This is a genomic window from Candidatus Enterococcus courvalinii, from assembly GCF_017315945.1.
Classification (GTDB): domain Bacteria; phylum Bacillota; class Bacilli; order Lactobacillales; family Enterococcaceae; genus Enterococcus_B; species Enterococcus_B courvalinii.
This window is the reverse complement of sequence record NZ_JAFLWI010000001.1, coordinates 153,119-165,426: the sequence shown is the minus strand read 5'-3', so window position 1 is coordinate 165,426 and position 12,308 is coordinate 153,119. Positions and strand designations below refer to the sequence as shown.

General features: G+C 37.2%; 9 protein-coding genes and 1 other annotated feature. Of the genes, 6 read left to right on the top strand and 3 right to left on the bottom strand.

What is annotated here, in order from left to right; genetic code table 11:
- Positions 1-19: 19 nt before the first annotated feature.
- Positions 20-2,233: a RelA/SpoT family protein gene (locus JZO71_RS00780; protein ID WP_206897684.1), complete on the top strand. Its 2,214-nt coding sequence runs from the start codon at positions 20-22 to the stop codon at positions 2,231-2,233.
- A gap of 22 nt (positions 2,234-2,255) precedes the next feature.
- Positions 2,256-2,702, top strand: coding sequence for a D-aminoacyl-tRNA deacylase (gene dtd, locus JZO71_RS00775; protein ID WP_206897683.1), 447 nt, complete (start codon positions 2,256-2,258; stop codon positions 2,700-2,702).
- 769 nt (positions 2,703-3,471) lie between these two features.
- Here the strand turns inward: dtd and JZO71_RS00770 are convergent.
- A complete protein-coding gene (locus JZO71_RS00770) occupies positions 3,472-4,419 on the bottom strand; it encodes an aldo/keto reductase (RefSeq protein WP_206897682.1) in 948 nt (315 codons plus the stop codon).
- 146 nt (positions 4,420-4,565) lie between these two features.
- Positions 4,566-4,776: a binding site (T-box leader), on the top strand.
- A gap of 61 nt (positions 4,777-4,837) precedes the next feature.
- Between JZO71_RS00770 and hisS the strand changes: the two genes are divergently transcribed.
- The 4 genes from hisS to JZO71_RS00750 all read left to right on the top strand — a co-directional run bounded on the left by hisS (position 4,838) and on the right by JZO71_RS00750 (position 11,200).
- Positions 4,838-6,136 (top strand): histidine--tRNA ligase, encoded by a 1,299-nt coding sequence (hisS, locus tag JZO71_RS00765; protein ID WP_206897681.1) that lies wholly within the window; start codon positions 4,838-4,840, stop codon positions 6,134-6,136.
- Positions 6,137-6,151: 15 nt separating this feature from the next.
- Entirely contained in the window at positions 6,152-7,921 is a 1,770-nt protein-coding gene (aspS, locus tag JZO71_RS00760; RefSeq protein ID WP_206897680.1) for an aspartate--tRNA ligase, read from the top strand.
- A gap of 125 nt (positions 7,922-8,046) precedes the next feature.
- Positions 8,047-8,922: a YitT family protein gene (locus JZO71_RS00755; protein WP_206897679.1), complete on the top strand. Its 876-nt coding sequence runs from the start codon at positions 8,047-8,049 to the stop codon at positions 8,920-8,922.
- Between the two features lie 298 nt (positions 8,923-9,220).
- The gene (locus JZO71_RS00750) at positions 9,221-11,200 is read left to right on the top strand and encodes an acyltransferase family protein (protein ID WP_206897678.1); all 1,980 of its coding nucleotides are present in this window, start codon (positions 9,221-9,223) and stop codon (positions 11,198-11,200) included.
- A 59-nt stretch (positions 11,201-11,259) separates the two neighbouring features.
- Here the strand turns inward: JZO71_RS00750 and JZO71_RS00745 are convergent, their stop codons facing one another.
- Both JZO71_RS00745 and JZO71_RS00740 read right to left on the bottom strand, forming a co-directional pair.
- Positions 11,260-11,556: a GIY-YIG nuclease family protein gene (locus tag JZO71_RS00745; RefSeq protein ID WP_206897677.1), complete on the bottom strand. Its 297-nt coding sequence runs from the start codon at positions 11,554-11,556 to the stop codon at positions 11,260-11,262.
- On the bottom strand, positions 11,546-12,280 hold the full coding sequence (locus JZO71_RS00740) for a tRNA1(Val) (adenine(37)-N6)-methyltransferase (RefSeq protein WP_206897676.1): 735 nt from the start codon (positions 12,278-12,280) through the stop codon (positions 11,546-11,548). Before JZO71_RS00740 ends, JZO71_RS00745 begins: the two co-directional genes overlap by 11 nt.
- Between the last annotated feature and the right edge of the window lie 28 nt (positions 12,281-12,308).

Below are 12,308 nucleotides of genomic sequence, written 5' to 3'. Positions count from 1 at the left end.
GAAAGGGGGATCGGTTTGTATGTCAAAAGAAGAAATTTTAACAGGTCCTGGCGTTATTGCGCTTGTTAGCAAATATATGGGACCGGACCATGTTGCATTTGTACAAAAAGCATGTGATTATGCAACAGCAGCGCATGATGGACAATTTAGGAAATCTGGAGAGCCTTATATTATTCATCCGATCCAAGTTGCTGGGATCTTAGCTGAATTGAAAATGGATCCACACACTGTAGCAACAGGATTTTTACATGATGTAGTTGAAGATACAGAAGTGACATTGGATGATTTACGAGAAGAATTTGGTGACGATGTAGCCATGTTGGTTGATGGCGTTACTAAATTAGGGAAAATAAAATATAAATCTCATGAAGAACAATTAGCAGAAAATCATCGTAAAATGTTGCTAGCAATGGCACAAGATTTACGCGTAATCATGGTGAAATTGGCCGACCGTCTTCATAACATGCGTACACTAAAACATTTACGGGAAGATAAGCAACGTCGAATTGCACAAGAAACATTAGAAATCTATGCGCCGTTAGCACATCGTTTAGGGATTAGTCGAATCAAATGGGAATTAGAAGATACTGCTTTACGCTACCTTAATCCAAAACAATACTATCGAATCGTTCATTTGATGCGAACAAAACGTGAAGAACGCGAGCAGTATGTGAATGCAACTGTAGAAGATATTCGAGTAGCGACAGAAGAACTAGGGATCTATGCAGAAATTTATGGTCGCCCAAAGCATATTTATTCGATCTATCGAAAAATGAAAGACCAGAAGAAACAATTTAGCGAAATCTATGATTTACTGGCTATCCGAGTAATTGTTGATTCAATCAAAGATTGTTATGCGGTCTTAGGTGCGATCCATACGAAGTGGAAACCAATGCCTGGACGATTCAAAGATTACATTGCTATGCCAAAAGCGAACATGTATCAATCTTTGCATACGACAGTGATTGGTCCAGCGGGCAACCCTGTTGAAATTCAAATTCGTACGCAAGAAATGCATGAAATTGCAGAATTTGGGGTTGCGGCACACTGGGCTTACAAAGAAGGAAAAAATGATAAAGTAGAACCTGACGGAATGACGAAGCAATTAAGTTGGTTCCATGAAATCATCGAATTGCAAGACGAAAGTTATGATGCATCTGACTTTATGGAAGGCGTCAAGGGGGATATCTTCAGTGATAAAGTCTATGTTTTTACACCAAAAGGAGATGTAACCGAGCTTCCTAAAGGATCTGGACCATTGGATTTTGCTTATAGCATCCATACTGATATTGGGAACAAGACAACTGGTGCAAAAGTGAATGGCAAAATGGTTCAATTGGATTATAAATTGAAAAATGGTGATATCATTGAAATCTTAACTTCACCTAATTCGTTTGGTCCGAGCCGTGATTGGTTAAAAATTGTTGCAACGAGCAAAGCAAAGAATAAAATCAAACGTTTCTTCAAGGCACAAGATCGTGAAGAAAATATTACCAAAGGTCATGAATCAGTGACCAAATGTATTTCTGATCTTGGTTTCTTGCCAAAAGATATTTTGACCAAAGAAAAATTGCAAGAAGTCTTAGATCGATTTAATTACAATAATGAAGATGATATTTATGCAGCCGTGGGTTATGGGGAAATTAGTCCATTAACAATGGCAAATCGATTGACTGAAAAAGAACGTCGTGAACAAAAAATCGAGCAACAAAAACAAGAAGCCGACGAATTGATGAACCAACCGAAAAAAGAACCAGAAAAAATGAAGGTTCGTCATGAAGGTGGCGTGGTGATTCAAGGTGTTGAAAACTTGCTTATTCGTATTAGTCGTTGTTGTAATCCAGTTCCGGGAGACGATATCGTTGGCTATATTACCAAAGGGCGAGGGATTTCCATTCATCGTCGTGATTGTCCAAATGTTCAATCAGATAAACCGAATGTTGCAGAACGATTAATTGAAGTAGAATGGGAAGATACTTCAAATTCTAAAAAAGAATATGATGCTGACCTAGAAATCTATGGCTACAATCGTTCAGGACTATTAAATGATGTTTTGCAAACAGTTAATTCTATGACAAAAAATCTTAATAGTGTGGAAGCACGTACGAATAAAGATAAGATGGCAACAATCCATTTAACGGTAGGAATCCAGAACTTAACACACCTAAAAAGTATTGTAGATAAAATCAAGTCTGTTCCAGATGTCTATAGTGTACGTCGGATGAACGGATAAATGTGAAGAGAGGGAAGATTTGATGCGAGCAGTCATTCAACGAGTGAGCCGGGCGGCAGTTACGATCAATGGCCAAGAAATCGGCAAGATCAATCAAGGGTTATTAATTTTATTAGGTATCCATGAAACAGATACCCAAAATGATGTGGATTATTTGGTCAAAAAAATCGCGCAAATGCGTATTTTTGAGGATGAACAAGGCAAGATGAACACAAGTATTGAAGATATTGGTGGTCAGATTTTAAGTATTTCACAATTTACGCTGTTTGCAGATACTAAAAAAGGCAATCGGCCAAGTTTTATTGCTGCTGCACGTCCGGAAACAGCTATCCCATTATACGAAGCATTTAATACTGGTTTGAAACAACGTGGGATTCCAGTTTCAACTGGTAAATTTGGTGAAGATATGGATGTTTCTTTAGTAAATGACGGTCCCGTAACCATTGTAATTGACTCCCAAAATAAATAAAAATAGGAGTAAGGTCTCTCTTAATCACTAAAATAGTTAAGATAAAAGTCGACATGGCAGGTAGATGCTAATGTTGGCTTTTATTTTTTATTTGTACTTTAAATTTGAAAGTAATTTTGCATAGTGCATTGATAAAGTTATTGGTGAATGTGCTTTTCTGTCATTTGTTGGAACGACGACTAAAAAACAGAAGAGATTTGTAAAGTTTGCAATCAATCTGGGAACATTAAATTCAATGAAGACAACACAGTTCTTCGTCATAGAAATCGAGTCTATGTCAATTTATGTTTCCTATCGTTTAACTTACTCGTGTGGTATTTTTGCCAAAAGCTGTGTGATGCAAGGTGATAAAGTTTTGTATATTTCTATGTTATACTGATGTATAAATATACAAATAGGAGGGGCTTAATGAAAACTTATTAGCGGGTGGTTTTTTATTTGTTGGAGGAGCGATACTTATGTTAGCAAGTGAGTATGCTAACTGGGTTCCCATTGTCGGAAGTATTGTTGCACTAGTAGGTTTTGGAATATTAGTTTATTTTTTATTTAGCAAAGACGGGAAGTATGACGAAAAATAAGTAGTATCTTTTTCCAGTATTGAATTGACTATAGAAAAATGCAATAACTACGATCCACCGTTAGTTCACCGCCTAGCCATTGGCAGCGTTTTCATATAGTAAAGCTTTTTTAGCTTAAAGATGACGTAGAAAGCCGTAGATTTTATCTACTAAAATCTACGGCTTAATTGAAAAAGAACTTCTATTTTTGATTAAAATTCTGCAAATAGCTGATCAATTTGTTGATAATCTGCATTTGTTAAATGGATGTCTAAAGCTTGAGCATTACTTGAGACTTGTTCAGGTTTTTTTGCACCGGGAATTACGACAGAGACAGCTGGATTTTTCATATACCATGCTAAGACCAATTGAGCAATGTTTGTTTGATAGTTCGCTGCAAGTGGGCGAAGTTGCTCAACAGTGTGAATAATTTTTTCAAAACGTTCACCTTGAAAATTTGGCTGCTTTAATCGGAGATCTCCTTTAGAAAATGAAAGTGGTTGTCCAAGCTGGTATTTCCCAGTCAATAAACCTGAAGCTAGTGGAAAATAAGGGACAAAACTAATTTTATGTTGTTTGATATAAGGGAAAAGTTCTCTCTCCGCCTCTCGTTGAATCAAACTGTAATGATCTTCAACGATATCTACGTATCCCTCTTGGTTAGCTTCTTTTAATTGTGCTAAAGAAAAGTTTGAAACACCGATTGCTCGAATTTTTCCAGCTTCTTTTAATTGATGCAAAGCAGCAATTGCTTCGTTTTTTGGTGTTTTTTCGTCTGGAAAATGAATATAAAAAATATCAATATAATCTGCTTGTAGTCTTTTTAGTGCATCTTCAACAGCTTGATTCAAAAATTCAGGTGTATTATTAAATTTTCCAGAATTGTTTGGGTCATGAGCTGCTTTAGTTGCGATGATGATACGTGAACGATCATATTCTTTTTCTTTTAAGACTTCACCAATCAGTTCTTCTGAGCGCCCAAAACCATAGGCGTAAGCCGTATCAAGAAGATTGATGCCATTATCGAGTGCTGTTCGAATGATTTGTTTACCCACTTCATCCTCTAAATGAGGAAATAAATTGTGTCCGCCAACAGCATTTGTTCCTAACCCAAGTTGTTCTGCATATACTTGAGAATGTCCGATTCTTACTTCTGCCATGTTGAATTCCTCCTTTGTTTCAGTTTAAAACAAACAGAAGAAATGCGAAAATAAATTGTCTTTTGAAAAATGGAAGAGGCTTGTTTAACTTTTAGGGCAAATATTCTTGACTTTGTGAAGTGTTTTTAGTAAGTTGTAGGTAATATAAAAAATCACTGAAAGAGCGAGTAAGTTACCTATACTTTTTAGATAGAGAGAATCATCGAGGCTGAAAATGATTCAAGAGTTGGTTACCGAAAAGACACTCTGGAGATGGACGCGTGCAAAGCCGTCCCGTGTACGAGCGTTATTCGTGAGAGGAAAGAGCAATCTTTCAAAATTAGGTGGTACCGTGTATGACTTTCATTCACCCTTGTTCATTGTGAACAGGGGTGAATTTTTTTATTTTCACTTAGTTACATAAAAAGGAGAGAGATGTATGAACTTCCAACGACCAAAAGGAACGAATGATATTTTGCCAGGTGAATCAGAAAAATGGCAATTTATTGAAGAAACAGCACGCTTATTATTTAGAGATTATCAATACAATGAAATTCGCACGCCGATTTTTGAACATTATGAAGTTATCTCACGTAGTGTAGGAGATACGACCGATATCGTTTCAAAAGAAATGTATGATTTTTACGACAAAGGCGATCGTCATGTAACTTTACGTCCAGAAGGAACGGCTCCAATTGTTCGTTCATTTGTAGAACATAAATTATTTGGACCAGAGTTTGCTAAACCTTATAAAACTTTTTACATGGGGCCGATGTTCCGTTATGAACGTCCTCAAAAAGGACGTTTGCGTCAATTCCATCAAATTGGTGTGGAAGCATTTGGTTCCGATAATCCAGCAACAGACGTTGAAAGTATGGCAATGGCGCTAGACTTTTTCAAACAGCTAGGCATCACACAAATTCGTTTGGTCATCAATTCTCTAGGCGATCAAGAAACACGACAGGCTTATCGCCAAGCGTTGATTGATTATTTAGAACCAGTTGAAAATGAATTAAGTGAAGACTCAAAACGACGTTTACATCAAAATCCTTTGCGTGTTCTTGATAGTAAAGATAAACGAGACCAAAAATTTGTTGCAGACGCACCTTCGATTTTGGATTATTTAAGTGAATCAGCTAAAACCCATTTTGAAACTGTGACAGCTATGTTAGATGCACTAGAAATCCCTTATGAAATTGATAGCAATATGGTTCGTGGCCTGGATTACTATACACATACTATCTTTGAAATTATGAGTGATGCGCCAAAAATGGGTGCTCAAGCAACGATTTGTGCGGGTGGTCGCTATGATCGATTGGTAGAAGAGCTTGGTGGACCAGAAACACCAGCATTTGGTTTTGCAATGGGCATCGAACGTATCTTGTTAACCATGGAAGCAGAAGAAGTAGTTATTCCAGCCTTAAATGAATTAGATGCTTACGTGGTTGGGATTGGTGAAGCCACAAATCTTGAAGCATTAAAAGTCGTCCAAGCGATTCGTAACTTTGGCTTTTCTGCAGATCGTGATGTCATGAATCGTAAAGCAAAAGCCCAGTTCAAGACAGCTGACAAAGCAAATGCCAAATTAGTGCTAGTACTTGGAGAAGACGAACTAAAGAACCAAACAATTAATGTGAAGTCAATGGCAGATCGTAAAGAAAAAAGCTTTTCATTACAAGAAATCTATCAACGTTTTGATGAAGTGTACGATGAAATGACAACGACATTATTTGAGTAAGAAGGAGAGAGATCGATGGCAAAAAGGACAATTTATTGTGGGTTTGTTTCCCAAGAACAATTAGATCAAACAATTACACTTAAAGGATGGGTACAAAAACGTCGTGATTTAGGCGGATTGATTTTCATTGACTTACGTGACCGTGAAGGAATTGTGCAAGTAGTCTTCAATCCAGAAATTTCAAAAGAAGCTTGGGAAGTAGCAGATAAATGCCGAAGTGAATATGTGATTGAAGTTACTGGTGTGATCAAACGTCGTGCTGAGAATGCAGTCAATACAAAAATGGCAACGGGTGAAGTCGAAATGATTGCCAATGAAATGACGATTTTAAACCAAGCGAAAACACCTCCGTTTTCAATTGAAGATGACCAAACAGTCAGCGATGAAGTTCGTTTGAAATATCGCTATTTAGATTTACGCCGTCCAAAAATGACCAAGAATATTAAAATGCGTCACGAAACAACTAAAGCCATTCGTCATTATTTGGATGATAATGATTTCCTAGACATTGAAACGCCTTATTTAGGTAAATCAACACCCGAAGGCGCACGTGATTATTTAGTTCCTTCTCGTGTCCATGCAGGTCATTTCTATGCGCTGCCTCAATCACCGCAATTATTTAAACAATTATTGATGAATGCAGGATTTGATCGTTATTATCAGATCGTACGTTGTTTCAGAGATGAAGACCTACGTGGCGACCGCCAACCGGAATTTACCCAAGTTGATATTGAAACAACTTTTTTAACTTCTGAAGAAATCCAAACCTATACAGAAGGTTTGATTGCGAAAGTTATGAAAGATGTTCGTGGAGTAGATGTAACATTGCCATTCCCAAGAATGACTTATGATGATGCAGTGAGTCGCTACGGCAGTGATAAACCTGATACGCGTTTTGAAATGGAACTGATTGACTTAAGTGAAACGGTGAAATCAATCGAGTTTAAAGTATTCCAAATGGCTTTAGAAAACGGTGGAGTAGTTAAAGCTTTGAATGTAAAAGGTGCTGCTGGCAATTATTCTCGAAAAGATTTAGATCATTTAGGTCAATATGTTGGTCAATTTGGAGCAAAAGGACTTGCATGGCTAAAAGTGGAAGAAGAAGGCTTGAAAGGACCAATCGCAAAATTCATGAGTGAGGCTGGCGAAGAAATCATTCAAGCAACAGATGCCCAAGTTGGTGATTTATTGTTATTTTGTGCAGACAAAGCAGAAGTTGTCGCAGCATCATTAGGTGCTCTTCGTACGCGTTTGGCAAAAGAGCTAGGATTGATCGATGAAGAAAAATTCAATTTCTTATGGGTAACTGATTGGCCACAATTTGAATATTCAGAAGAAGAAGGTCGCTATGTTTCTGCACATCATCCATTTACGATGCCAAAAGCCAAAGATGTTGAGTTGTTGGGTACAGATCCAGCGAAAGTCTATGCGGAAGCTTACGATATCGTTTTAAACGGTTATGAACTTGGTGGAGGTTCAATTCGTATCCATACACGTGAGTTACAAGAAAAAGTTCTTGAAACACTTGGATTCACGAAAGAACAAATGGAAGAGCAATTTGGCTTCTTATTAACTGCATTGGACTATGGCTTCCCTCCGCATGGCGGAATTGCTTTAGGCTTAGATCGTTTTGCGATGCTTCTTGCTGGCGAAGAAAATATCCGTGAAGTGATTGCTTTCCCTAAAAACGGAAAAGCTGCTGATGTCATGAGTGAAGCACCAAGTTTAGTTTCCCCATTCCAGTTGGCAGAATTGAGTATTGATGTCACAGAGATTGAAGAATAAAATTGGTTGAAAAACAAATGTTTCTGAGGAGATGGTAAAAGTCTTAAGCTTTTGCCATCTCCTCTTTTTTTTTATACGAAAAAACCTTATAATAGAGCCATAATTATGTAAAGCGAGGCTTTTTCATGAAAAAAACGTTCGAAAATTGGGCCTATCACGATTATACGACCAAACTTTCGGTATCCATTGTTTATGCGTTAATTGCGTCAATTGCGTTAAATCTTTTTTATCAACCAGGTCATATTTATTCAAGTGGTATTACTGGTCTGGCACAAATTTTAACCACCTTATCCAAATCACTGATTGGTTTTGAAGTACCTGTATCAACAACTCTTTACCTATTGAATGTTCCGTTGTTTTTCTTAGCTTGGTTTAAAATCGGTAAGAAATTTACAATTTTCACGTTTATTACGGTCACGTTGACCTCGCTATTCATTCACATCGTTCCCGAAACGGTGTTGTCAACTGATCCAATCATCTGTGCATTATTTGGTGGAGCAGTGATGGGGGCTGGGATTGGTTTAGTACTTAGAAATGGGTTATCTTCAGGCGGACTAGATATCGTCAGCATTACGATACGAAAGAAAACAGGTAAATCAATTGGGTCTATTTCGATTTATTTCAATGCGTTGATTGTTTTTGTTGCAGGAATCCTGTTTGGCTGGCAATATATGTTTTATAGTACATTGTCGATTTTTGTTAGCGGAAAAGTGACAGATGTCTTTTACACGAAACAGAAGAAAATGCAGGTTATGATTGTCACAAAACACCCTGAAAAAGTCGTGAATGAAATCCAAAAATGTATGCGTCGAGGAATCACGATCATCAATGAAGCAGAAGGTGCATACAAACATGATAAGCAAACAGTTTTGATGACGATTGTGACTCGTTATGAACTTCCGCTATTGAGAGAGGCGATGAAAGCCTCTGATCCAGACGCTTTCGTAAGCATTGCAGAGAATGTTCAAATTCTAGGACGCTTTTATGAAGATGGCGTTTGAGCAGAAAATAAAAAAGAATCGGATAGGATAAAGCGATTGTTCGCTTTATCCTATTTTTTTACCCATTTATTCGTGACCTCAAGAAATAAATTGTTTCATCAAATCTTAGTTTGAAGCAAAAAGGAGGTAATGCGTTATTTCTTTTGAAAATTTCTTAAAGTCGATGAAATCATTGTTCTTTTGCCAAAATTTGTGGGATGATAGAAAAGATGGTAAGAAGTTTAAATAAGTCTTGCTATTTTCTTATAATGAACGTATATTACAAATGAAAAAAGTTTATGAAAAGTTGGAAGATTGAATGGAAAAACAAAAAAGATTGAAAAAAAGTCGCTATATCACAGGCTTTGATGGTATTCGTTCTTTAGCCGTAATGGGCGTTATTCTCTATCATTTGTTACCAAGAACAATGACAGGTGGTTATTTGGGCGTACCGATATTTTTTGTGGTATCTGGTTATTTGATTACCGATTTATTGCGACAAGAATGGGAACAAAATGGAAAAATAAATATTTGGCAGTTTTATGTTCGAAGGATGAAGCGGCTTTACCCCGGCTTAGTCTTTTTATTAGTTACTGCTTCAGCGTATATTACTTTGTTTCAGCGAGGTTTGTTAAATAACTTGCGAGGGACTGTTATCAGCAGTTTATTCTATGTGAACAATTGGTGGCAGATCAATAATGGATTGTCTTATTTTGATCGGTTTGCCAATGAGTCACCATTCACACATATCTGGTCTTTGGCAGTTGAAGGACAAAATTATCTATTTTGGCCAATTATGTTTGTCTTACTGATGACTTTAGTCCGAAAGAAAAAATGGATCTTTTACACTGTACTGGGGATGTCAGGAATTTCAGCTATTTTGATGATGATTTTGTATTCGCCTGGCGCAGATCCAACTCGTGTTTATTATGGGACAGATACACGACTATTTTCAATTTGGCTTGGTTGTGCGTTAGCTTTTGTTTGGCCAAGCACACGTTTGAAAAAAGAGATTCCTAAGCAAGCGAAGAAGACATTGAATATTGCAGGGTTGATTTCGTTTGTCTTATTGGTTGCGGCTTTCTTTTTCTTCAATGACCATATGGATTTTGTTTATTATGGTGGGATGTTGTTGGTTAGCTTGTTGTGTGTTGTATTAGTTGCTGTGACAGCTCATCCTGGTGCAAGTTGGAATAAATGGCTAACTAATCCAGTCTTTACTTGGATTGGGAAAAGAAGTTACGGCATTTATCTCTATCAATTCCCTGTAATGATTTTTTATGAGGCAAAGGTTTCTAATATTGGGGACCATGTCTTCATGCACACATTAATTGAAATAACTTTGATTCTGTTGATTAGTGAATTATCTTATCGCTACATCGAACGACCGTTGGCACGTTTTGATTATGGAAAAACAGTTTCAGTTGTTAAGGGTTGGTTCCAAAAACCAATTTTCAGTCTTGAAAAGCCATGGCTGATTCCTGGATTATTAGTTCTTATGATCGCGTTAGTTGGTTTTACGATTGCACCGAAGAATGCTGTGACGGCGGATCAAAAACAATTACAAGAAAAAATTGCAGCGAATAAAAAATTAGCAGAAAAAAGTAAAGAAGAAAATGGTAAAGCTTCTGGAGCATTAGATCAGAGTGTTTTGGATAAATACGATTTGACCAAAGCACAAGGAAAGAAAGCACAAAAACTAGAACTTACAGCTTTTGGGGATTCAGTCATGCTTGATGCAGCCACGGACTTAAAAGAAATTTATCCAAAAGTAGTTGTGGATGGCGATGTCGGGCGTCAACTTTATACGAGTGAACCTTATCTTGAAGAACTGAAAAAACAAGAACTCTTGAAAGATACCGTGTTGGTTGGACTAGGAACTAACGGTGCATTTTCAGAAACACAATTTGATAATGTGATGGATACGATAGGTGATCGCAAAGTTTACTGGGTAAATGTTCGAGTACCAACTAAACGCTGGCAAAATGATGTAAATGATATGCTAGCTCAAATGGCGAAAAAGTATGATAACATGACTCTAATTGATTGGTACGACTATAGCAAAGACCATAATGAATGGTTCTACGATGATCAAGTTCATCCAAACCCTGAAGGAATGATCCATTACGCACACTTTGTCAGCCAAGCATTATTAGGTGGCAAAAGTACAGAGAGTGAGTCAACAAAAGATTCAGAAGGAACTGATGAGGCAACGAGCCAAGATAGTGAAACCTTAAGTAACGGCGTAGCTTCTTCCTCGACGTCAAACACATCAGAAGAGTTAGATACAGAACAATAAGAAAAAGAATTGAGATGAGGATTCATCTCAATTCTTTTTTTGTCCTAAAAGGAATAAAGTTAAGTTTTGTATATTAGATCTTTGGGAAGAATAACCGAATGATGCGTAGTTAAATAAAGTTCTTTTTGCTTTCGAGTTAATTTTTTAAAGGCTGCTTCTGCTTTGGTTGCTTCGCTTCTAGTTTCAAAACATTCTGCGTGAATCATTTGTAGCGGCCGACGCTTGTGTAAGCGAGTGTACTTAGCTCCTGTGCCGTTGTTGTGTTCGGCAAGTCTTCTTTCAAGATTGGTTGTATATCCACCATAAAAAGTATTGTCTTTACAAGCAAGTACGTAAAAGTAATGCCTAGTCTCCATAAAGCATACCACGTAATTCTGGTGTATATTGGCCATCTTCATCATAAGTGATAAGTGGTGAAGAAACCTTGAAACCATCTAATTTTCCTTCTTTTATGCCTTCGACTAATAAAATATTCGCATCTTTTCCAGCTTTTGGATAGACAAAGCGGATACGTTTTGGAATGATCTGATGTTTACGCATGACATCCAAAATTTCCAAAAAACGTTCAGGACGATGTACCATTGCAAAACGGCCATTTGTTTTTAATAGTTTGCTAGAGATCTGAATAACATCGTTGAGCGTTGTATAAATCTCATGCCTAGCAATGGCTAAGTGTTCATTGGGATTTTTTTTGTTCGTGGGTAGTCCTTTGAAATAGGGCGGATTACAGACAACGAGATCACAAGAATTATGACGAACAACTGCTAAACTATTTTTTAAATCAGTCGTGTGAACAGTGATTTGGTCTTCTAAATGGTTAAGCACAACGCTTCGTTTCGCCATATCGGCTAAGCGAGGCTGTAGCTCGATCGAATCAATATGTGCATTGGTTTTTTTACTTAAAAACAAGCCGACCGCACCATTTCCAGCACATAGGTCAACGATTTGTCCTCTTTTCGGCGCACGCGCAAAATTTGCGAGTAAAACAGCATCAAGTGAAAAAGAAAAAACTTGCGCACTTTGGATAATTTTAATATCTTCTGCGTATAATTGGTCAATTCGTTCGTCTTCGTGAAGCATGGGTTTCCCTCCAAAGTGAATAAAATAA

What these genes read in the sequence shown, in the direction of transcription:
- JZO71_RS00770 (WP_206897682.1), bottom strand. Translation starts at nt 4,419, where the DNA reads ATGGCAGAAGTAAGAATCGGACATTCTCAAGTATATGCAGAACAACTT.
- JZO71_RS00755 (WP_206897679.1), top strand. Translation starts at nt 8,047, where the DNA reads ATGAAAAAAACGTTCGAAAATTGGGCCTATCACGATTATACGACCAAA.
- JZO71_RS00780 (WP_206897684.1), top strand. Translation starts at nt 20, where the DNA reads ATGTCAAAAGAAGAAATTTTAACAGGTCCTGGCGTTATTGCGCTTGTT.
- aspS (WP_206897680.1), top strand. Translation starts at nt 6,152, where the DNA reads ATGGCAAAAAGGACAATTTATTGTGGGTTTGTTTCCCAAGAACAATTA.
- JZO71_RS00740 (WP_206897676.1), bottom strand. Translation starts at nt 12,280, where the DNA reads ATGCTTCACGAAGACGAACGAATTGACCAATTATACGCAGAAGATATT.
- hisS (WP_206897681.1), top strand. Translation starts at nt 4,838, where the DNA reads ATGAACTTCCAACGACCAAAAGGAACGAATGATATTTTGCCAGGTGAA.
- JZO71_RS00750 (WP_206897678.1), top strand. Translation starts at nt 9,221, where the DNA reads ATGGAAAAACAAAAAAGATTGAAAAAAAGTCGCTATATCACAGGCTTT.
- JZO71_RS00745 (WP_206897677.1), bottom strand. Translation starts at nt 11,556, where the DNA reads ATGGAGACTAGGCATTACTTTTACGTACTTGCTTGTAAAGACAATACT.
- dtd (WP_206897683.1), top strand. Translation starts at nt 2,256, where the DNA reads ATGCGAGCAGTCATTCAACGAGTGAGCCGGGCGGCAGTTACGATCAAT.